The 19,572-nt window shown below is 71.1% G+C and carries 19 protein-coding genes; 11 read left to right on the plus strand and 8 right to left on the minus strand.

All coding sequences use genetic code 11. From position 1 onward, the window contains the following. Positions 1 to 41 precede the first annotated feature (41 nt). Positions 42 to 1,547 carry a peptide MFS transporter gene (locus ABT171_RS26200; RefSeq protein WP_351247826.1) on the minus strand — a complete coding sequence of 502 codons (1,506 nt, stop codon included), beginning with the start codon at positions 1,545 to 1,547 and terminating at the stop codon, positions 42 to 44. Positions 1,548 to 2,075: 528 nt separating this feature from the next. Between ABT171_RS26200 and ABT171_RS26205 the strand changes: the two genes are divergently transcribed. Further along, the gene (locus tag ABT171_RS26205; RefSeq protein WP_020940464.1) at positions 2,076 to 2,753 is read left to right on the plus strand and encodes a response regulator transcription factor; all 678 of its coding nucleotides are present in this window, start codon (positions 2,076 to 2,078) and stop codon (positions 2,751 to 2,753) included. Between the two features lie 53 nt (positions 2,754 to 2,806). Beyond that, positions 2,807 to 4,078 (plus strand): sensor histidine kinase, encoded by a 1,272-nt coding sequence (locus ABT171_RS26210; protein WP_351247829.1) that lies wholly within the window; start codon positions 2,807 to 2,809, stop codon positions 4,076 to 4,078. Positions 4,079 to 4,084: 6 nt separating this feature from the next. Here ABT171_RS26210 and ABT171_RS26215 read toward each other — a convergent pair whose 3' ends face one another. Continuing rightward, on the minus strand, positions 4,085 to 4,591 hold the full coding sequence (locus ABT171_RS26215; protein WP_351247831.1) for a GtrA family protein: 507 nt from the start codon (positions 4,589 to 4,591) through the stop codon (positions 4,085 to 4,087). 182 nt (positions 4,592 to 4,773) lie between these two features. Here ABT171_RS26215 and ABT171_RS26220 point away from each other — a divergent pair, with 182 nt between their 5' ends. From ABT171_RS26220 to ABT171_RS26230, 3 genes are read left to right on the plus strand one after another with little or no spacing between them, the layout of a single operon-like run. Then, on the plus strand, positions 4,774 to 5,913 hold the full coding sequence (locus ABT171_RS26220; protein WP_351247833.1) for a 5-(carboxyamino)imidazole ribonucleotide synthase: 1,140 nt from the start codon (positions 4,774 to 4,776) through the stop codon (positions 5,911 to 5,913). Then, positions 5,910 to 6,431 (plus strand): 5-(carboxyamino)imidazole ribonucleotide mutase, encoded by a 522-nt coding sequence (gene purE / locus ABT171_RS26225; protein WP_351247835.1) that lies wholly within the window; start codon positions 5,910 to 5,912, stop codon positions 6,429 to 6,431. Before ABT171_RS26220 ends, purE begins: the two co-directional genes overlap by 4 nt. A 5-nt stretch (positions 6,432 to 6,436) precedes the next feature. Next, positions 6,437 to 7,615 carry a dipeptidase gene (locus tag ABT171_RS26230; protein WP_351247837.1) on the plus strand — a complete coding sequence of 393 codons (1,179 nt, stop codon included), beginning with the start codon at positions 6,437 to 6,439 and terminating at the stop codon, positions 7,613 to 7,615. On the opposite strand, the gene ABT171_RS26235 is transcribed toward ABT171_RS26230, so the two are convergent. Next, complete coding sequence (locus ABT171_RS26235) at positions 7,564 to 8,703, minus strand: alkene reductase (protein ID WP_351247839.1); 1,140 nt, start codon at positions 8,701 to 8,703, stop codon at positions 7,564 to 7,566. The genes ABT171_RS26230 and ABT171_RS26235 overlap by 52 nt on opposite strands. A gap of 60 nt (positions 8,704 to 8,763) precedes the next feature. Between ABT171_RS26235 and ABT171_RS26240 the strand changes: the two genes are divergently transcribed. Then, positions 8,764 to 9,123 (plus strand): MerR family transcriptional regulator, encoded by a 360-nt coding sequence (locus ABT171_RS26240; protein ID WP_351247841.1) that lies wholly within the window; start codon positions 8,764 to 8,766, stop codon positions 9,121 to 9,123. A gap of 47 nt (positions 9,124 to 9,170) precedes the next feature. Here the strand turns inward: ABT171_RS26240 and ABT171_RS26245 are convergent, their stop codons facing one another. Next, positions 9,171 to 10,328 (minus strand): acyl-CoA dehydrogenase family protein, encoded by a 1,158-nt coding sequence (locus ABT171_RS26245; RefSeq protein WP_351247843.1) that lies wholly within the window; start codon positions 10,326 to 10,328, stop codon positions 9,171 to 9,173. Between the two features lie 180 nt (positions 10,329 to 10,508). On the opposite strand from ABT171_RS26245, the gene ABT171_RS26250 reads away from it, so the two are divergent. Beyond that, entirely contained in the window at positions 10,509 to 11,852 is a 1,344-nt protein-coding gene (locus tag ABT171_RS26250; protein WP_351247845.1) for a UDP-glucose dehydrogenase family protein, read from the plus strand. 91 nt (positions 11,853 to 11,943) lie between these two features. Here the strand turns inward: ABT171_RS26250 and ABT171_RS26255 are convergent, their stop codons facing one another. Then, positions 11,944 to 12,450 (minus strand): CGNR zinc finger domain-containing protein, encoded by a 507-nt coding sequence (locus tag ABT171_RS26255; RefSeq protein ID WP_351247847.1) that lies wholly within the window; start codon positions 12,448 to 12,450, stop codon positions 11,944 to 11,946. A gap of 95 nt (positions 12,451 to 12,545) precedes the next feature. On the opposite strand from ABT171_RS26255, the gene ABT171_RS26260 reads away from it, so the two are divergent. The 3 genes from ABT171_RS26260 to ABT171_RS26270 all read left to right on the plus strand — a co-directional run bounded on the left by ABT171_RS26260 (position 12,546) and on the right by ABT171_RS26270 (position 13,792). Beyond that, on the plus strand, positions 12,546 to 12,917 hold the full coding sequence (locus ABT171_RS26260) for a VOC family protein (RefSeq protein WP_351247849.1): 372 nt from the start codon (positions 12,546 to 12,548) through the stop codon (positions 12,915 to 12,917). Between the two features lie 20 nt (positions 12,918 to 12,937). Continuing rightward, positions 12,938 to 13,330 carry a VOC family protein gene (locus tag ABT171_RS26265; RefSeq protein WP_351247851.1) on the plus strand — a complete coding sequence of 131 codons (393 nt, stop codon included), beginning with the start codon at positions 12,938 to 12,940 and terminating at the stop codon, positions 13,328 to 13,330. A 99-nt stretch (positions 13,331 to 13,429) separates the two neighbouring features. Then, positions 13,430 to 13,792 (plus strand): four-helix bundle copper-binding protein, encoded by a 363-nt coding sequence (locus ABT171_RS26270; protein ID WP_351247853.1) that lies wholly within the window; start codon positions 13,430 to 13,432, stop codon positions 13,790 to 13,792. A gap of 51 nt (positions 13,793 to 13,843) precedes the next feature. Here the strand turns inward: ABT171_RS26270 and ABT171_RS26275 are convergent, their stop codons facing one another. Next, a complete protein-coding gene (locus ABT171_RS26275) occupies positions 13,844 to 15,469 on the minus strand; it encodes an LCP family protein (protein ID WP_351247855.1) in 1,626 nt (541 codons plus the stop codon). A gap of 593 nt (positions 15,470 to 16,062) precedes the next feature. Continuing rightward, on the minus strand, positions 16,063 to 17,373 hold the full coding sequence (locus ABT171_RS26280; RefSeq protein WP_351247857.1) for an LCP family protein: 1,311 nt from the start codon (positions 17,371 to 17,373) through the stop codon (positions 16,063 to 16,065). Between the two features lie 92 nt (positions 17,374 to 17,465). Between ABT171_RS26280 and ABT171_RS26285 the strand changes: the two genes are divergently transcribed. After that, positions 17,466 to 18,053 carry an acyl-CoA thioesterase gene (locus ABT171_RS26285; RefSeq protein ID WP_503076585.1) on the plus strand — a complete coding sequence of 196 codons (588 nt, stop codon included), beginning with the start codon at positions 17,466 to 17,468 and terminating at the stop codon, positions 18,051 to 18,053. Between the two features lie 13 nt (positions 18,054 to 18,066). On the opposite strand, the gene ABT171_RS26290 is transcribed toward ABT171_RS26285, so the two are convergent. Continuing rightward, positions 18,067 to 19,554 carry an LCP family protein gene (locus ABT171_RS26290; protein WP_503076586.1) on the minus strand — a complete coding sequence of 496 codons (1,488 nt, stop codon included), beginning with the start codon at positions 19,552 to 19,554 and terminating at the stop codon, positions 18,067 to 18,069. Positions 19,555 to 19,572: the final 18 nt, after the last annotated feature.

A 19,572-nucleotide genomic window follows, 5' to 3' on the forward strand; every position in this document is an offset into this window, starting at 1 on the left:
GAGACGCGGTGGCCCTCTTCAGGGAGCTGTTCCCGGGGACGTCAGTGCACGTCGCCCATCAGCTTGTTGACCTTCTTGCGGTACATCCACACCGCCACACCGGCGAGCACGGCGAGCACCGCCTCCAGGACGACGAAGCCCATCCTGTCGAGGTTGACCCCGCCGACGGCCGGGTTGGACATCAGCGCGGTGATCGAGTCGCCCGCGGTGACGGCGAGGAACCAGACGCCCATCATCTGCGAGGCGTACTTCTTCGGCGCCATCTTCGTCGTCACGGACAGACCCACCGGGGACAGCGTCAGCTCGCCGATGGTCTGCACGAAGTAGATCGCGGCCAGCCACATCGCCGCGGCCTTGTGACCGCCCTCGGCGATCGACAGCGGGGCGAGGAAGACGAAGAAGGACGCACCGATCAGGACCAGACCGGAGGCGAACTTCACGATCGTGCTCGGCTCCTTGCCGCGCCGGTTCAGCCACAGCCACAGCCAGGCGAAGACCGGCGCCAGAGCCATGATCATGACCGGGTTGACCGACTGGTACCAGGAGACCGGGAAGCCCCAGCCGAAGATCGTGTTCCTGGCCGAGCTGCTCGCGAACAGCGACAGGGTGGAACCACCCTGGTCGTAGATCATCCAGAAGACCGCGGCCGCGGCGAAGAACCAGATGTACGCCCGCACCTTCGACTTCTCGGCCGACTCCAGGTCCTTGTCCCGCAGCATCCGGCCGATGACCATGATCGGCACGATCAGGCCGATGACGGTGAGCGGGATCAGCGCCCAGTTCAGGGTGAAGTGGCCGGTGCCGCCGACGACGCCGTAGAAGACGGCCGCGATGGCCAGCCAGATCAGGCCCTTGCGCAGGACAACGGCCTTCTCCTGGGCCGACAGCGGGGTCGGGACCTCGCTGCTCTTCTCGCTCAGGTGGCGGCCGCCCAGCAGGTACTGGGCCAGACCCAGCGCCATGCCGAGCGCGGCCAGCGCGAAGCCCAGGTGCCAGTCGACGTTCTCACCGACGGTGCCGATGACGAACGGCGCGACGAAGGCACCCATGTTGATGCCGATGTAGAAGAGGGTGAAGCCACCGTCCCGGCGCGGGTCCTGCGGGCCGTTGTAGAGGTGGCCGACCATCGTGGAGATGTTGGCCTTCAGCAGACCCGAACCGATGGCGACGAGACCCAGGCCGACGAAGAAGCTGGCGGCCACGGGCAGCGCGAGGCACAGGTGGCCGAGCATGATGATCAGACCCGCGACCGCGACCGTCTTGCGGGGGCCGAGGAAGCGGTCCGCGACCCAGCCGCCGGGCAGGGCGAGCAGGTACACGAGCGACACGTACACCGAGTAGATCGCGGTCGCCGTGCCCGCGTTCAGGTGCAGGCCGCCCGGGGCCACCAGGTACAGCGGGAGCAGGGCCCTCATGCCGTAGTAGGAGAACCGCTCCCACATCTCGGTCATGAAGAGAGTGGCCAGGCCGCGGGGGTGGCCGAAGAAGGTCTTCTCGGCACCGGGGGTGCCCGGACGGACCGAGTCCTTCGTCAGGCTGGACGCCATGGTCGTTCCTTGCTGGTCGGGGCGCGCGCCTGGGGGTCCCCCCGGTTCGGGCGAAGCCGAGAACTGGGAGAGTTGCGCGCCCGTGGGGGTGCGGCCGGCACCGGCGGGGCCGGCCGTCCACCCCCAACGCCCAGGGGGAGTCCGATTCCGGGTCGCGGAAGCGGCGGACGGCGACCACCGGGATCCACGCCCCGACGCGACATTGCGTCCGGAGCCCGGCCAGAGGTCATTCCTTTCAAGGCTGATCTTGATCAGCCCGCACACAAAAGAGACCCTCGGCGACATGTGTCCGCCAAAGGTCCCCGGTGTACTACAGGCGTTCAGGTCACCATACGGCAGGACAGTGCCGGATATGGAAGGACTTGAGACGCGGATCACAGGTGTCGGGGGAACCACAGAACCGGATTCGAAGGTCTCTCCTACGATCGCATCCCCGGACCAATGGTTCGTACCAGCGGCGTACGAAGGTAAGAGTCCGTGGAAGCGATCACACCCCAGCACCGTGGGCGGGCGGTCTACCATCACTCCATGACCCGTGTACTGCTCGCCGAGGACGACGCGTCCATCTCGGAGCCGCTGGCCCGCGCCCTGCGCCGGGAAGGTTACGAGGTCGAGGTGCGCGAGGACGGACCCACCGCGCTCGACGCCGGAATGCAGGGCGGCGTCGATCTGGTCGTACTGGACCTGGGCCTGCCGGGCATGGACGGCCTGGAGGTCGCCCGCCGGCTGCGGGCCGACGGCCACACCGTGCCGATCCTCATCCTGACCGCGCGGGCCGACGAGGTGGACACCGTCGTCGGCCTGGACGCGGGCGCCGACGACTACGTCACCAAGCCCTTCCGGCTCGCCGAACTGCTCGCCCGGGTGCGGGCCCTGCTCCGGCGCGGTGCCGCCGAGCCCCAGCAGCCGCCGGCCACGCACGGGGTGCGGATCGACGTCGAGTCGCACCGGGCGTGGATGGGCGACGAGGAACTGCAGCTCACCGCCAAGGAGTTCGACCTGCTGCGGGTGCTGGTGCGGGACGCCGGCCGGGTCGTCACGCGCGACCAGCTGATGCGCGAGGTCTGGGACACCACCTGGTGGTCGTCCACCAAGACCCTCGACATGCACATCTCCTGGCTGCGCAAGAAGCTCGGCGACGACGCGGCGAACCCGCGCTACATCGCCACCGTACGAGGCGTGGGCTTCCGCTTCGAGAAGAGCTGAGCCCTGCCCGGGGCCCCGCCCCGGGACCCAGCGATCACCTCAGGTAACGGAACATGCGCCGACGTCTCATCCAGTCCACCCTCGCCGTCGTCCTCGTGGTGATCGCCGTCTTCGGCATCTCCCTGGTGATCGTCGAGACCCGGACGATCAGCAACAGCGCCCAGGAGCGGGTGGAGTCCGAGGCGGTGCGGCTGGCCAGCATCGTGGACAGCCGGATCCTCGCCACCGAGAACGTCAACGCGGACGTGCTGCGCAACCCGGTCAGCAAGGACCAGTACGCGGTGATCCGCATGCCCGGCAGGCCGCCGATAGAGATCGGCACCCAGCCGCGGGGCGATGTCATCAGCGCCTCGCAGACGGGCGAGGAGGGCGAGCAGGTCACCGTGCAGGAGCCCCGCTCCGCGGTGACCCGGGAGGTCGGCCGGACCCTGCTGATCATCGCGCTGGTGGCGCTCCTCGCGGTCGTCGCCGCCGTCCTGCTCGCGGTACGGCAGGCCAACCGGCTCGCCTCCCCGCTGACCGACCTCGCCGAGACCGCCGAACGGCTCGGCTCCGGCGACCCGCGCCCGCGGCACAAGCGGTACGGCGTCCCCGAGCTGGACCGCGTCGCCGATGTGCTGGACTCCTCCGCCGAGCGGATCGGGCGCATGCTGACCGCCGAGCGGCGCCTCGCGGCGGACGCCTCCCACCAGCTGCGCACCCCGCTGACCGCGCTGTCCATGCGGCTGGAGGAGATCACCCTCACCGACGACCCGGACACCGTGAAGGAAGAGGCGAACGTCGCCCTCACCCAGGTCGAGCGGCTCACCGACGTGGTCGAGCGGCTGCTGACCAACTCCCGCGACCCGCGCACCGGCTCCGCCGTCACCTTCGACCTGGACGAGGTCATCCAGCAGCAGCTCGCCGAGTGGCGGCCCGCCTACCGCAGCGCCGGCCGGGCCATCGTCAGCTCCGGCAAGCGGCATCTGCAGGCCGTCGGCACGCCGGGAGCGGTCGCCCAGGTGCTGGCCGCGCTGATCGAGAACTCCCTCATGCACGGCGGCGGCACGGTCGCGCTGCGCACCCGGGTCACCGGCAACCAGGCCGTGGTGGAGGTCACCGACGAGGGCCCCGGCGTCCCGGCCGACCTGGGCGCGCGGATCTTCGAGCGGACGATCAGCGGACGGAACTCCACCGGGATCGGCCTGGCCGTCGCCCGCGACCTCGCGGAGGCCGACGGCGGCCGACTGGAGCTGCTCCAGGCCCAGCCGCCGGTGTTCGGCCTGTTCCTGTCCCGCACCCCGCCGGCCCGCAAGCCGGAGGAGGACCGGCCGACGGTGCGCTGACCGGGGTCACGGAACCCGCTGCGACTTCGGCTCCGGCTCGGGGTGGGGCTTCTTCGACTCGGCCACCAGGATCGACTCCGCCTCCTTCGCCGGCTGCACGCGGAACACCCACGTGCGGTACGACCAGAAGCGGAACAGGGTCGCGACGCCGATGCCGACGAACTTGAAGACGTTGCTCTGCAGCGGGCTGTCCCAGCCGAACCCGTAGGTCGCCGCGTACAGCACGCCGTTCTCGATCACCAGGCCGATCGCGCTGAAGAAGAGGAACAGCGTGAGTTCCTTGGTGCGGCCGCCCTTGTCGCGGTCCCGGTACGTCCAGTAACGGAAGCCGACGTAGTTGAACGCGATCGCGACCACCGTCGCGATGATGCTGGCGCGCACCACCGGCAGGTCGGAGACGTGCCGGACGAGGTTGAAGACGCCGAGGTTGACGAAGATGCCCGCAACGCCGACGGTGCCGAACTTGGCCACCTCGCGTACGAGCCGTTGCAGCCCCGAGGAACGAGGTTCCATGGCTGTGCAGCTCCCGTCGGTAGGTTTCGTCAGCCCAGCCATGCTAACCAGGCGGGCTCACCAATGCCTCCGCACCGGGCCACAGCTCGGAAACAGGTCGGAAAGAGGCCGGAAAGCGACCGGTAAGAGAGCGTGAGAGGGACGCGATCCGGCCGCCCCGGCGCGGCCGATACGCTAGAGGGGTGACGTTCCCGGTAGTCGGCATGGTCGGCGGGGGGCAGCTCGCGCGTATGACGCACGAGGCGGGCATCCCGTTGGGCATCAGGTTCAAGCTTCTCAGTGACACCCCTCAGGACTCGGCGGCGCAGGTCGTGAGCGATGTCGTCATCGGCGACTATCGCGACCTGGACACGCTGCGTGAGTTCGCGCGCGGTTGCGATGTGATCACCTTCGATCACGAACACGTACCCACCGAGCACCTTCGGGCCCTGGAGGCGGACGGCATCCCCGTGCGTCCCGGGCCCGACGCGCTGGTGCACGCCCAGGACAAGGGCGTGATGCGCGCGAAGCTCGACGCGATCGGCGTGCCGTGCCCGCGGCACCGGATCGTCGCCGATCCGGAGGACGTGGTCCGGTTCGCGGCCGAAGGGGACGGCTTCCCGGTCGTCCTCAAGACCGTCCGCGGCGGCTACGACGGCAAGGGCGTGTGGGTCGTGGAGACCGCCGAGGAGGCCTCCGACCCGTTCCGGGCCGGCGTCCCGGTCCTCGCCGAGGAGAAGGTCGACTACGTCCGCGAGCTCGCCGCCAACGTCGTACGCTCCCCGCACGGCCAGGCCGTCGCCTACCCGGTGGTGGAGTCGCAGCAGGTCAAGGGCGTCTGCGACACGGTCATCGCGCCCGCCCCGGGCCTGGACGAGTCCCTCGCGCTGCAGGCCGAGCGGATGGCGCTGACCATCGCCAAGGAGCTGGACGTCGTCGGGCACCTCGCCGTCGAGCTGTTCCAGACCCGCGACGGCCGCATCCTCGTCAACGAACTGGCGATGCGCCCGCACAACTCCGGCCACTGGACCCAGGACGGCGCGATCACCTCGCAGTTCGCCAACCACGTCCGCGCCGTCCTCGACCTCCCGCTCGGCGACCCGCGCCCGCGCGCCCCGTGGACGGTCATGGTCAACGTCCTCGGCGGCGACTACCCGGACATGTACTCCGCGTACTTGCACTGCATGGCCCGCGACCCCAAGCTCAAGATCCACATGTACGGCAAGGACGTGAAACCCGGCCGCAAGGTCGGCCACGTCAACACCTACGGCGACGACCTGGACGACGTGCTGGAGCGCGCCCGTCACGCAGCCGGCTACCTGAGAGGCACGATCACCGAATGAGCCCTGTTGTTGGCATCGTCATGGGGTCGGACTCCGACTGGCCGGTCATGGAGGCCGCCGCCAAGGCCCTGGACGAGTTCGAGATCCCCTACGAGGTCGACGTCGTCTCCGCGCACCGCATGCCGCGCGAGATGATCACGTACGGCGAGCAGGCCGCCGACCGCGGCCTGAAGGTGATCATCGCCGGCGCCGGGGGCGCCGCCCACCTGCCGGGCATGCTCGCCTCCGTCACCCCGCTGCCCGTCATCGGCGTGCCCGTGCCGCTGAAGTACCTCGACGGCATGGACTCCCTGCTGTCGATCGTGCAGATGCCGGCCGGCGTGCCCGTCGCGACCGTCTCCGTCGCCGGGGCCCGCAACGCCGGTCTCCTCGCGGCCCGCATGCTCGCCGCGCACGACGAGGACCTGCTGCACAAGATGCGCGACTTCCAGCAGGACCTCAACGACCAGGCCACCGAGAAGGGCAAGCGGCTGCGCTCCAAGGTCGAGGGCCAGGGCCTCTTCGGTTTCGGGAAGTGACGCGGATGACCTCCCTCGACGAGGCCCGCGCGCTGCTGCGTGAGTTCCCGGTCGCCGACGGCCACAACGACCTGCCGTGGGCGCTGCGCAAGAAGGCCGGCTACGACCTGGACGAGCTGGACATCGCCGGCCGCCAGGACGCGCGGCTGCACACCGACCTCCCGCGGCTGCGCGAGGGCGGCGTCGGCGCCCAGTACTGGTCGGTGTACGTGCCCTGCGAGCAGCCGGAGCCGGTGGCGGCGACGCTGGAGCAGATCGACTGCGTACGGCGGCTGCTGGCCCGCCACCCGGCCGAGCTGGCGCCCGCGCTGACCGCCGCCGACATGGAGGCGGCGCGCCGGGACGGCCGTATCGCCTCCCTGATGGGCGCCGAGGGCGGCCACTCCATCGCCAACTCGCTCGGCACCCTGCGCGGCCTGTACGCGCTCGGCGTGCGCTACCTGACGCTCACCCACAACTCCAACGTGGACTGGGCGGACTCCGCGACCGACGAGCCGAAGGCCGGCGGCCTGACCGCCTTCGGCCGCGAGGTCGTCCGCGAGATGAACCGGCTCGGCATGCTGGTCGACCTCTCGCACGTGGCGGCGACGACGATGCGGGACGCGCTGGACGCGACGAGCGCTCCGGTGATCTTCTCCCACTCGTCCTCCCGCGCCGTCTGCGACCACCCGCGCAACATCCCCGACGACGTCCTGGAGCGGCTGCCCGCCAACGGCGGGGTGGCGATGGTGACGTTCGTACCGAAGTTCGTGCTCCAGGCCGCCGTCGACTGGACGGCCGCCGCCGACGAGAACCTGCGCGCTCACGGCTTCCACCACCTCGACACCGGCCCCGAGGCGATGAAGCTGCACCGCGCCTTCGAGGAGCGCACCCCGCGCCCGGTCGCCACGGTGTCCACGGTCGCCGACCACCTGGACCACATGCGCGAGGTGGCCGGCATCGACCACCTGGGCATCGGCGGCGACTACGACGGCACCGCGTTCACCCCGGACGGCCTGAACGACGTCTCCGGCTACCCGAACCTGCTGGCCGAGCTGCTGGACCGCGGCTGGTCCAAGGCCGACCTGGCCAAGCTGACCTGGCAGAACGCGGTGCGGGTGCTGGGCGCGGCGGAGGACGTGGCCCGTGACCTTCAGGCGACCCGGGCGCCGTCCGTCGCCACGATCGAGTCGCTGGACGGCTGAGCGGCGAGGGCGGGGTAGTCGTTGTAGCCCTCCGCCCCGCCCACGTACATGAAGTACCGGTCCCGGACCGGGTTGAGAGGGGCGCCGAGGCGCAGCCGCTCGACCAGGTCCGGGTTGGCGAGGAACGGCCGGCCGAGCGCGACCAGGTCGGCACCGGCCGCCAGCATCTCCCGGGCGGCCCGGGTGACCGCCTCCGTGGAGAGGCCGGTCAGATCCGGGTTGCCGATCAGGACGCCGGGCCAGTCGGCGCGGATCCGCCGGTACCAGCCGGTGGCCGGGTCGGAGCGCACCAGGTGCAGATAGGCGAGGTCCAGCCCCTTCAGCCGGTCCAGGAGCGCCGCGTACAGGCCGTCGGTGTCGTCCTCGCGCACACCGTTGACGCGGCTCGCGGGGGAGATGCGTATGCCCACCCGGTCGGGGCCGATCGCGTCGGCCACCGCCTCGGTCACCTCCGCCGCGAACCGCACCCGCCGCTCGGCCGGGCCGCCGTAGCCGTCCGTACGGCGGTTGGTGTTGCCGGCGAGGAACTGGTGCAGCAGCATCCCGTTGGCCGAGTGCACCTCCACCCCCTCGAAGCCCGCCTCGACGGCCCGGCGGGCGGCGGCGGCGAAGTCCGCGACCGTGGCCCGGATGTCGTCCGCCGTCATCGCGCGCGGGACGGCTGCCTGCCGGTGGCCCCGCGGGGTGAAGATCGTCTCCGGCAGCGGGACGGGCGAGGGCGCCACCGGCGTCAGCCCGGTGGTCGCCGGATGGCTGACCCGGCCGCCGTGCTGCAGCTGCAGGAACATCCGCCCGCCGGCCGCCCGCACCGCGTCGGTGACCTGCCGCCAGCCGGCCGTGTGCCGGTCGGTGTGGATCGCGGTGATGTCCGGATACGTCTGCCCGACCGCGTTCGGCGTCGAACCCTCGGCGATGATCAGCCCGGCGGAGGCGCGCTGGGCGTAGTGAGCGGCCATGAGCGGCGTCGGGGTGCCGTCGGCCGCCGCGCGGTTGCGGGTGAGCGGGGCCATCACCAGGTGGTTCGGAAGGGCGAGCCGGCCGAGCCGGGCCGGGGCCAGGAAGTCCGTGGAGTCCGTTGTCTGCGTCATGCCGGCACGGTAGAACTTGACACTGATGTCAGATTCAAGCCCTGTCCGGGGAGGCGGCGGATGCGGATCGGCGAACTGGCCCGGCGCACCGGGGTGAGCGAGCGGTCGCTGCGCTACTACGAGGCCCAGGGGCTGCTCCGCGCCGAGCGCACCCCCGGCGGCCACCGCGACTACCCCGACGCGGCCGTCGACCGGGTCATCCGCATCCAGGAGCTGTACGCGGCCGGGCTGCACAGCGAGAAGATCCGGCAGCTGCTGCCCTGCATGCGCGACCGGGACGGCGGGCCCTCCGCGATCGCCACCCCGAAGCTGGTCGCCGACCTCACCGCCGAACGCGACCGCATCGACCGCATGATCGCCGACCTGCGGCGCTCCCGCGACACCCTGGACGAGGTCATCCGCACGGCCCGTGACGCCTGAACCAAGAGCCCCGGCCGCTGCCGGCCGGGGCTCTCGGGAAGATCCTGTTACGGCAGGTTGCGCGCCATCACGATCCGCTGGACCTGGTTCGTGCCCTCGTAGATCTGGGTGATCTTGGCGTCGCGCATCATGCGCTCCACCGGGTAGTCGCGGGTGTAGCCGTAGCCGCCGAGGAGCTGGACGGCGTCCGTGGTGACCTCCATCGCCACGTCCGAGGCGAAGCACTTGGCGGCGGCGCCCAGGTAGGTCAGGTCGGCGTCGCCGCGCTCGGAGGCGGCGGCGGCCTGGTAGGTGAGGGCGCGGGCCGCCGAGATCTTCATCGACATGTCGGCGAGCATGAACTGGATGCCCTGGAAGTCGGCGATCGCCTTGCCGAACTGCTTGCGCTCCTGGACGTAGCCCTTGGCGTAGTCGAGTGCGCCCTGGGCGACACCGAGCGCCTGGGCGGCGATGGTGATGCGGGTGTGGTCCAGGGTCTTCATCGCGGTGGCGAAGCCGGTGCCCTCCTCGCCGATCATGCGGTCGGCGGGGATGCGGACGTTGTCGAAGTAGACCTCGCGGGTCGGGGAGCCCTTGATGCCGAGCTTCTTCTCCGGGGCGCCGAAGGACACGCCCGGGTCGGACTTCTCGACGACGAAGGCGGAGATGCCCTTGGAGCGCTTCTCCGGGTCCGTCACGGCCATGACCGTGTAGTACTCCGACACGCCCGCGTTGGTGATCCAGCGCTTGACGCCGTTGAGGATCCAGAAGTCGCCGTCGCGGACCGCCTTGGTCTTCATGCCGGCCGCGTCCGAGCCCGCCTCCGGCTCGGACAGGCAGTACGAGAACATCACGTCGCCCTTGGCCAGGGGGGACAGGTACTTCTTCTTCAGGTCCTCCGAGCCGGAGAGGATCACCGGGAGGGAGCCCAGCTTGTTCACGGCGGGGATGAGGGAGGAGGACACGCAGGCGCGGGCCACCTCCTCGATCACGATGACCGTGGCGAGCGCGTCGGCGCCGGCGCCGCCGTACTCCTCGGGGACGTGCACCGCGTGCAGGTCGTTGGCGACCAGGGCGTCGAGGGCCTCCTGCGGGAAGCGGGCCTCCTCGTCCACCGCCGCGGCGAACGGCGCGATCTTCGCCTCGACCAGGGAACGGACGGCGTCCCGGAGCATGTCGTGCTCCTCGGACGGGCGGTACAGGTCGAAGTCAGCCGATCCGGCCACGGTCTCTCACGCTCCAAAGACGCAGTGATACTGACGCTAATTACCGTTAAGTAACTCAAATTTTAGAGGGCGGCCCGGGGGACGCCTACGTGAGCTTGGCGACAGCGGGGAAATTGCCCGGTGGACGGCCCGACTATGCTCGGCTCCGCATCACCGACGTACCCGATCTGGAGCACATCCATGAGCCTGAAGATCACCGTGATCGGCACCGGCTATCTCGGCGCCACGCACGCCGCGGCCATGGCCGAGCTGGGTTTCGAGGTGCTGGGGCTCGATGTCGTACCTGAGAAGATCGCGATGCTGGAGCGCGGCGAGACCCCGATGTACGAGCCGGGGCTGGAGGAGCTGCTGCGCAAGCACGTCGCGGGCTTCGAGGGCTCCACCGGGCGGCTGCGGTTCACCACCGACTGGGCCGAGGCCGGCGCGTTCGGCGATGTCCACTTCGTCTGCGTGAACACCCCGCAGCGGCACGGGGACTACGCGGCCGACATGTCGTACGTCGACTCCGCGATCTCCTCGCTCGCCCCGCATCTGCACGGCCCGGCCCTGGTCGTCGGCAAGTCGACGGTGCCGGTGGGCTCGGCCGACCGGCTGGCCGGCTACCTCGCCGCGCACGCCCCGGCGGGCGGGGACGCCGAGCTGGCCTGGAACCCGGAGTTCCTGCGCGAGGGCTTCGCCGTGCAGGACACCCTGCACCCGGACCGGATCGTGGTGGGCGTGCGCAGCGAGCGCGCCGAGAAGCTGCTGCGCGAGGTGTACGCCACGCCGGTCGGCGAGGGCACGCCGTTCGTCGTGACCGACTTCCCGACCGCGGAGCTGGTGAAGACGGCCGCGAACTCCTTCCTCGCCACGAAGATCTCCTTCATCAACGCGATGGCGGAGGTGTGCGAGGCCGCGGGCGGTGACGTGGCGAAGCTGGCGGAGGCCATCGGGCACGACGACCGGATCGGGGCGAAGTTCCTGCGTGCCGGGATCGGGTTCGGCGGCGGCTGTCTGCCCAAGGACATCCGGGCGTTCATGGCGCGGGCCGGTGAGCTGGGCGCGGACCAGGCGCTGACCTTCCTGCGCGAGATCGACTCCATCAACATGCGCCGGCGCGGCCAGATGGTGGAGATGACCCGGGAGGCGCTCGGCGGCGGCTCCTTCCTCGGCAAGCGGGTCGCGGTGCTCGGTGCCACGTTCAAGCCCGACTCGGACGACGTCCGTGACTCGCCGGCGCTGAACGTGGCCGGCCAGATCCACCTCCAGGGCGGCCAGGTCACCGTGTACGACCCGAAGGGCATGCAGAACGCCCGCCGGGTCTTCCCCACGCTCGGGTACGCCGACTCGGCGCTGGAGGCGGTCCGGGGCGCCGATGTCGTCCTGCACCTCACCGAGTGGCGGGAGTTCCGCGAGCTGGACCCGGCGGCGCTCGGCGAGGCCGTGGCGGACCGGGTGATCCTGGACGGCCGCAACACGCTCGACCCGGAGGTGTGGCGCCGGGCGGGCTGGACGTACCGGGCGATGGGCCGTCCGACGGCCTGAGGGGATGCGGGCACACGGATGACGCCGGTTCGGCCGAGGCTCAGTCGGCCGAACCGGCGTCTTTCCGCATTCTGCACCACGTCGCCGTGTCTCACGCACCCTTCGCCCGGTAGCGCCGCATCTTCGCCCGCGCCCCGCACACCTGCATCGAGCACCAGCGGCCGCGTCCGGCCGGGCTGCGGTCGTAGTACGCCCAGTGGCAGGTCTCGGCCTCGCAGGCCTTCAGCCGCATCCAGGTGCCCTCCGTGAGCGCCTCGGCGACGGCGGCGGCGACCCGGGAGAGCAGCGGGCCGTCCGGGGCGGGAGCGAGCGCCGCCGAGCCGTCCCGCTCGTCGACGGCGACGTACAGGGGGGCGCGGGACAGCAGCTCGCCGAGCGGGGTCACCGCGCGGTGCGGCCGGTGCCCGGCGTGCGCGAGCAGTACGGCCCGCAGGGACTCCCGCAGCTCCCGTGCCTCCTCCAGCCCGTCCTCGGCGATCCCGAAGCGGCCCCGGCCCTCCTCGGTGTCCAGCGCGTCCGCGCCGCTTTCCAGGTCCAGCGTGTTGACCAGGGACTCGACCAGCGCCAGCGCTCCGGGGGCGGCCGATCTCTCATTCATGCTTGCGACGTTACCCCCGATGCGGGAGCATGCAGTAACCGTTACCGGTTGACGACCGTCAGGGGTAACGCCTTAGGTGACGCAAGGAGGTAGTCATGGCTCTCGCCAAGCTCGGTGTCGTCGTCCTGGACTGTCCCGATCCCCGTGCGCTGGCCCGCTTCTACGCCGCGGTGCTGGGCGGCACGGTGGAGGCGGACTCCGACGACAGCGGCGAGTGGGTGGACCTGAAGGTGCCCGGCGGGCCGGCGCTGGCCTTCCAGGAGGCGCCGGGGTACGTGCCGCCGGAGTGGCCCGCGGCGGACGGCTCGCAGCAGTTCCATCTGGACCTGGTCGTGGAGGACCTGGACGCGGCCGAGAAGGGGGTGCTGGAGCTGGGGGCGCGGCCGCTGGACGCCGACGACCGCGAGCGGACCTTCCGTGTGTACGCCGACCCGGCGGGGCACCCGTTCTGCCTGTGCGCCTGCTGAGCCGTCCCGAAGGAGGACTGATGGCGTCCGTCGCCCGATTCCGTTCCGTCGTGCTCGACTGTCCCGATCCGCACGCCCTGGCCGCCTTCTACGCGGCGGTGGCCGGGGGCACCCCGCAGGCCGAGGACGACGACTGGGTCGTGCTGAAGGTCCCGGACGGGCCACGGCTGGCCTTCCAGCGGTCCGAGGGGTACACCCCGCCGGAGTGGCCGCGCGCGGACCGCAACGGCCAGCAGTTCCACCTCGACTTCGACGCGGGGAGGACCTGGGCGGAGGTCGACGCGGCCCATGAGCGGGTGCTCGCGCTGGGCGCCCGGCCGCTGGATCTGGAGGACCGGGAGAAGAAGGACTTCCAGGTGTACACCGATCCGGCCGGGCATCCGTTCTGCCTGTGCCGGATCGCTCACCCGTGATCCACCTGCCGACCGGTCGGTCACATGCGGGGCTTGCGGCGGGGACGTAGGACGGAAGCACACGGGACCCGCCCGGGTCCCCGCCTCCGAGGAGGAGCCATGACCCAGTCCCAGATGATGCCTGCCCTCACGCAGCAGATGCAGGAGTGCATCGAGGCGTGCATGAACTGCCACAGCATGTGCGAGGAGACCATGAGCTCGTGCATGCAGAAGGGCGGCCAGCAGCAGATGCAGGTCATGCGCGCGCTGATGGACTGTTCCGAGACGACCCGCATGTGCGCCGACATGATGATGCGCCGCTCGCCCATGTCCCCCGACATGTGCATGCTCTGCGCGAAGGTGTGCGACATGTGCGCCGAGGCGTGTATGTCCATGCCCGACGACCAGCAGATGATGCGCTGCGCGGAGGCGTGTCGCCGCTGCGCGGACACCTGTCGGGCGATGGCGGGCGCCAAGATGTGACACCCGCCGCAGGGGCCGCGGCTCCCCTGGGAGCCGCGGCCCCTCACCGGGTCACCAGGTGAAGCCCTTCTGGACCTCCATGCAGGCGCCCTTCTGGTCGCCGGGGAGCACGGCCGCCGACGTGGGTGCCTTCGTCGGCTGGGCGGGTGCCTTGTACCCGGTGCCGGTGCGCCAGTCGGCGCCCACGAGCAGCGTGACGCCCGAGACGTCGGTCGACTTCCGCACCTGCTTCAGCGGTACCCCGAGCGCCTGGGCCACCGCCTGGGCGTCGCCTTCCAGGTCGGCGCTGGGATACAGGACGGTGGTCCTGGCCTGCGAGGCCGGTGTGGCGTCCGCCGTGGCCCGGGCGAACCCCTTGCCCTGCAGGACCTGGACGACCGCGAGCGCCCGCTGCTGGGCCGGGGCCTGGCCGTCCGCTCCGGTGCCGTTGCGGACCTGCACCGCGATCCTGCCGTCCGGGTCGGCGGGGGTCTTCGCCTTCTCCTCGGCCTTCTTCTTCACGCCGCGTCCGTCCAGCGGGCTGTCGTCGCGGACCATGGAGAGGAGCTGGTCGGCGTCCTCGGGCGCGGGCACGAGCCGGTCGTGGTCCTGCGACCACTGCACGGTCGGCAGCGTCGTCATCGTGATGCGCTCGGTGGGGACCCGCTTGAACTCCTCGGACAGGTCGTACAGCTTCTTGATCGTCCCCAGGCCCTCGTCGACCTCGAGGGCCTTCGTCGCGGTCTCCGCCAGGTCGCGCATCGCGCCGGGGTTGTCCAGCGTCGCCTTCTCGCGCAGCTGGCGCACCATCGCGTTCATGTACATGTGCTGGGCGTGGGTCCGGCCGAGGTCGGTGCCGTCCTCGAAGCCGTAGCGGGTGCGCAGCCACTGCAGGGCCTGCTCGCCCTTGACGTACGTGGTGCCCTTCTTCAGCTTCAGTCCCGAGCCGTGGCCGTCGTGGGTGTGCGACCAGACGTTCTGCTTGACGCAGACCGGGACGCCTCCGATGGCGTCCGCCATGTCGACCACGCCGGAGAAGTCGACCATCATGAAGTGGTCGATGTGGATGTTGGTCAGCTTCTGCCAGGTGGCGACCGTGCAGCCGGGGCCGCCGCGGGCCAGCGACTCGTTCGCCATGGCGAGGGAGAGCGCCGGGTACGTGTGGCCGCTGTGCGGGTCGGTGCACCTGGGGATCGGGATCTCCGTGTCACGGGGCAGGCTGACCACGGACATGTTGGTGCGGTCGGCGGACACGTGCACCAGCATCTGCACGTCCGCGAGCCCCGCGCGGCCCACCTCCTTCCTGGCCCCGCCGAGCGCCAGGTCCTTCGCGCTGTTGCGGCTGTCCGAGCCGATCAGCAGGACGTTCAGCGGTGTCTGGCCGGCGGCGTTCGGGGTCGCCTTCGGCACATCGGAGTCGCCCAGGTTCAGCTTGTCCTTCTGGATGTTGGCGTTGAGGTGCTCGTAGTAGAGGTAGGCCGCGCCGGCGGTGCCGAGTATCACGACCGCCAGGGTCAACGCCGACCAGCGCAGTATCCGGCGCTTGGGCTTCGGTGATCCGGGCTCCGGACGGCGTCTGCGTCCGCCGCCGCGCCCGTGGCCGCTCCGCCCGCCCTCCGCCTCGCTCTCCGCACCGGGTTCGCCGGCGTGCCGAGCCCGCGGCACCGCCCCTTCCTGGTCCACGCTGCTGTGTGCCATCTCCTGCCTTCCCGCCCTCGGCACCCTTACACCGCGGCTTCGTCGCGCGCCCACCGTCCTCCGGAGGTGTACGGCGCCCCTGTCGTTGTCTGCCGGCCGTGCCCCGGTCGCCGGGCACCGGCCGAAGCGCGGGGCCGGACCGGCCCGCGCCGTGGCGCTGCGTTCAGTTAGACGCAGGAGGAAGCCCGGACGTCACAAGGCGCCGGTGACTTCGTCGAGGGGTACGGACGCACCCTCGCTGTCCTGACGAGGCTTCAGCGTCCTTACGGGCAGCGCCCGTTGCGCCGGTACGGTCCCCGGCGGCGTCGTGGGGGGCGCCCCGCACGGCGGGTGCGCCGCGGCACCCGGTGCTCCGCCGGGGCGATCTCGTCCCCCACCCACGGCCCCCCAAAGACCCTCAGCGCGGTCGGTCGAACGGTGCGCGAGGTCACGGCCGTTCCGCACCGGATCGCACACACTGTCCGCACAGTTCAGCGCCTGGGCGCAGCGATGACAAACCCCACGCCGAGGACAGCCGTCCGACTAGTCCGGTATGCGATGAATGGACGGCATGCTTTGGCCCATGCTTTACCCGGCCACTGCCCCGGCGGGCCCTAGTTGCCGGTGACCGTCACCTTCTCGTCGTTGTTCAGCTCGTTCACGAGCGTCTTCACCTTCGCCTTGTCCCAGACGAGGTTGCCGCCGACGGAACCGGAGATCGGCATGTTCAGGGAGGTGCCGTCACCGCCCTGGACGCCCTTCATCGCCCAGAACATCGAGGCCAGGTCCCACAGGGACATGTCCTTGTCGACGATCAGGGAGTCCAGGCCCGCGCCCATGACCGGGTAGAACGTGAAGGGGTTGAGCACCGTGGACGGCGTGGCCACCTGGTGGGCCAGCGCCGACAGGAACTTCTGCTGGTTCTTGGTGCGCTGCAGGTCGGAGGCGGCGAAGGCGTGCCGGGTGCGGACGAAGGCGAGGGCCTGCTGGCCGTTCAGGGTCTGGTTGCCGGCCTTGAAGTCGGCGCCGGACCACTTGTCCTTGAAGCCCTTGTCGATATTGATCTCGACGCCGCCCACCGCGTCCACGATGTTGGCGAAGCCCTGGAAGCCGATCTCCACATAGTGGTCGATGTGCAGCCCGGTGTTGGCCTCGATCGTGCGGACCAGCAGGGTCGGGCCGTCCTCGGCGTAGGTCGCGTTGAGCTTCTCCTGCCGGCCCGTGGCCGGGTAGGTCTTGCCGGACGTCCCCTTGAACGACGGGACGGTCACGTTCGAGTCGCGCGGCAGCGAGACCAGCGTGTCGCCGTTGTCGCCGACGTGCAGGATCATCATCGAGTCGGTGCGCTTGCCCTCGGCGCCGCCCGTGTGCAGCTTCTTCTCGTCCGCCTTGGACATGCCCTCACGGCTGTCCGAGCCGACGATCAGGTAGTTCGTGCCGGAGCCCGAGGCGGGCCGGTCGATGACCGTGGCCAGGTCGACCTCGCGGCGCAGCTTGGAGTCGGCCCAGAAGTAGGTCCCGACCGAGGTGACGACCAGCACGGTCCCCAGCGTGATCGCGGTCCACTTGATCCGGCGGCGCCAGTTCGGCGCGGGGCGCGGGGCGCGGACCGGCGCGTCCGCCGTACCGCCCGGGCCGCGGCCGCCGGGGGTGCCGTAGACCTGGCCGGTGTTGTAACCGCTGTCGTAACCGGCGCCCTCGTCGTATCCCCGGCCGTCCACGTACGACGGCTGCTGCGGGACACCGGCCCCGTACGGCGGCGCCGACGGGCCGGGATCGCCGTACGAGCGCTGCCCCGGGGGCACCCCCGGGCCGCGCCGCACCTGACGCATCACGCGGGCACCCTCCGGCTGCGCGCCGCCACTGCCGCGTCCGTACCGCGGGCCGCGGTTGTCGTCGGACCATCCCTCGGGCCAGTCATTCATGCGCCCCAGTGTGCAGGGCGCCGCGGTGTGCCGTACAAGGGCTGTCGGAAAATAACAGCGCCGCTGTTGCGAAGCTGACACAAATTCCGCGAATGTCGCCTCGGCATAAGGTGGAGGGCATGACAGACCAGGTCACGGACGCGAATCCGGACATCGAACCGGACATCCCCGGCAAGCCGACCTCCGCCTCGCGCACCACTCTCAGCCACATCATGACCCACAGCGACACCAACCTGCTGGGGACGGTGCACGGCGGTGTGATCATGAAGCTGGTCGACGACGCCGCGGGCGCCGTGGCCGGCCGGCACTCCGGCGGCCCCGCCGTCACCGCGTCCATGGACGAGATGGCCTTCCTGGAGCCGGTCCGCGTCGGCGACCTGGTCCATGTGAAGGCGCAGGTCAACTGGACCGGCCGGACCTCCATGGAGGTCGGCGTGCGCGTCCTCGCCGAGCGCTGGAACGAGTCGGCCCCGCCCACCCAGGTCGGTTCCGCCTATCTGGTCTTCGCCGCCGTCGACGCCGACGGCAAGCCGCGCCGGGTGCCGCAGGTGCTCCCGGAGACCGACCGTGACCGCCGCCGCTACCAGGAGGCCCAGATCCGCCGCACCCACCGCCTGGCCCGCCGCCGCGCGATCCGCGAGCTGCGGGAGAGGCGTGCCGCCGAAGGCTACGAGGACTGAGGGGCCCTGGGGCTCAGCACACCACCTCGTTGCCGCGCACCACGTTCTGCTGCGGCTGCTGCGGGTCGTCGAAGCGGACCTTGCGCACGTCCTTGAAGTCGGCCCCGGCGGTCACCTTCAGCAGCGGCCCCTGACCTGGTACGGGGCTCAGCCCGGCGCCGGGCAGGGCGGTGGCCAGGGAGCGGGCGGAGCGGTCCCAGCGGGGGTCGTAGGAGATGACCGTGCGCGGCACGTGGGCGGGGGCGTCCACCGGCTGGTGGGTCGTGGCGAAGCCGGTCGCCGCGAGCGCCGCGTCGACCCGTTTCGCCAGGCCGGCCGTGCCGGTGCCGTTCGCCACAAGGACCCGGATCTGCCGCGGGTCCACCTCCACCGGCGCAGCCGACGGGCCGTGCTGCGGGCGGCCCGCGCTGAGCGGCTTGTCGTCGCGCAGGGACGCGAAGAGCCGGGCCGTCCTGGCCTCGTCCCACTTCAGGGTCGAGCCGATGCCCTTGACCTGGTAGTCCAGCTGCGCGATGGGCACGGTGGTGAACTCGGAGGAGGACGGGGAGAAGTTCCGCATGGCCCGGCCGAGGTCGAGCAGCTCGTCGGTGCCGAAGCCCACGTCGGCGCGGACCGAGCCGAGCACCGCCCGGGTCACGTCCCTGAACCGCATCGGGTTCAGCAGCACCCCCGAGGAGGTGGCCCGGTCGATCAGCTCGGCCAGGAACTGCTGCTGCCGCTTCATCCGGCCCAGGTCGCTCGCCCCGTCGATGTGCCGGGCCCGCACGTACTGCAGGGCCTGGCCGCCCATGAGGGTGTGCGTGCCGGGGGCGAGGTCGAGGCCGGTGTAGGAGTCCTTCAGCGGTGTCGTCGTGCACACCGGCACCCCGCCGAGGACGTCCACGGTCTTCATGAAGCTGGCGAAGTCGACCTCCAGATAGTGGTCGATCTTCACATGGGTCATGTTCTCCACCGTGCGGACGGTCAGCTGGGGGCCGCCCTCGGCGTAGGCCGCGTTCAGCCTGATCGGGTGCGGTCCGTGCGGCAGTCCGGTGGCCGGGTCGGTGTGCGCGGGCACCTCGGCGTACGAGTCGCGGGGCAGGCTCACCACGGTGGCCCGGTCCCGGTTCTCCGAGATGTGCACGATCATCATCGTGTCCGTGCAGTGGCAGGGCGCCCCGCCCAGCCGGTACGCCCGCCGTTCCTGCTCGGTGATCCGGTCCCGGCCGTCGGTGCCGACCAGCAGGACGTTCGTGCCATGGCCCGCGCGCGGCCGGTTCTTCATGTCCTTGAAGGCGTCGACCCGGGCGATGCCCGCGTCCAGGCTGCTCATCACCGCGTGCCCGATCCCGGCGGAGGCGAGCACCACGACCGACAGCGTGGTCACCGCCCGCATGGCCCAGCGGGGCCGGGGCCGGGGCGGCCGGACGGGCCGCACGGGCCGCTCGGGCGGGCGCGGCACACGGCGGGACGGCTGCGGTCGGCGCTGCGGACGCACAGGGGACCGAGGCGGGCTGGCCAAGGGGGACACCTCCGGACG

The organism is Streptomyces sp. NPDC001851, assembly GCF_040297165.1.
GTDB lineage: Bacteria > Actinomycetota > Actinomycetes > Streptomycetales > Streptomycetaceae > Streptomyces.

What these genes read in the sequence shown, in the direction of transcription:
- ABT171_RS26275 (WP_351247855.1), bottom strand. Translation starts at nt 15,469, where the DNA reads ATGGCACACAGCAGCGTGGACCAGGAAGGGGCGGTGCCGCGGGCTCGG.
- ABT171_RS26240 (WP_351247841.1), top strand. Translation starts at nt 8,764, where the DNA reads ATGCGGATCGGCGAACTGGCCCGGCGCACCGGGGTGAGCGAGCGGTCG.
- ABT171_RS26200 (WP_351247826.1), bottom strand. Translation starts at nt 1,547, where the DNA reads ATGGCGTCCAGCCTGACGAAGGACTCGGTCCGTCCGGGCACCCCCGGT.
- ABT171_RS26255 (WP_351247847.1), bottom strand. Translation starts at nt 12,450, where the DNA reads ATGAATGAGAGATCGGCCGCCCCCGGAGCGCTGGCGCTGGTCGAGTCC.
- ABT171_RS26260 (WP_351247849.1), top strand. Translation starts at nt 12,546, where the DNA reads ATGGCTCTCGCCAAGCTCGGTGTCGTCGTCCTGGACTGTCCCGATCCC.
- ABT171_RS26235 (WP_351247839.1), bottom strand. Translation starts at nt 8,703, where the DNA reads ATGACGCAGACAACGGACTCCACGGACTTCCTGGCCCCGGCCCGGCTC.
- ABT171_RS26215 (WP_351247831.1), bottom strand. Translation starts at nt 4,591, where the DNA reads ATGGAACCTCGTTCCTCGGGGCTGCAACGGCTCGTACGCGAGGTGGCC.
- ABT171_RS26205 (WP_020940464.1), top strand. Translation starts at nt 2,076, where the DNA reads ATGACCCGTGTACTGCTCGCCGAGGACGACGCGTCCATCTCGGAGCCG.
- ABT171_RS26270 (WP_351247853.1), top strand. Translation starts at nt 13,430, where the DNA reads ATGACCCAGTCCCAGATGATGCCTGCCCTCACGCAGCAGATGCAGGAG.
- ABT171_RS26250 (WP_351247845.1), top strand. Translation starts at nt 10,509, where the DNA reads ATGAGCCTGAAGATCACCGTGATCGGCACCGGCTATCTCGGCGCCACG.
- ABT171_RS26285 (WP_503076585.1), top strand. Translation starts at nt 17,466, where the DNA reads ATGTCGCCTCGGCATAAGGTGGAGGGCATGACAGACCAGGTCACGGAC.
- purE (WP_351247835.1), top strand. Translation starts at nt 5,910, where the DNA reads ATGAGCCCTGTTGTTGGCATCGTCATGGGGTCGGACTCCGACTGGCCG.
- ABT171_RS26265 (WP_351247851.1), top strand. Translation starts at nt 12,938, where the DNA reads ATGGCGTCCGTCGCCCGATTCCGTTCCGTCGTGCTCGACTGTCCCGAT.
- ABT171_RS26230 (WP_351247837.1), top strand. Translation starts at nt 6,437, where the DNA reads ATGACCTCCCTCGACGAGGCCCGCGCGCTGCTGCGTGAGTTCCCGGTC.
- ABT171_RS26210 (WP_351247829.1), top strand. Translation starts at nt 2,807, where the DNA reads ATGCGCCGACGTCTCATCCAGTCCACCCTCGCCGTCGTCCTCGTGGTG.
- ABT171_RS26280 (WP_351247857.1), bottom strand. Translation starts at nt 17,373, where the DNA reads ATGAATGACTGGCCCGAGGGATGGTCCGACGACAACCGCGGCCCGCGG.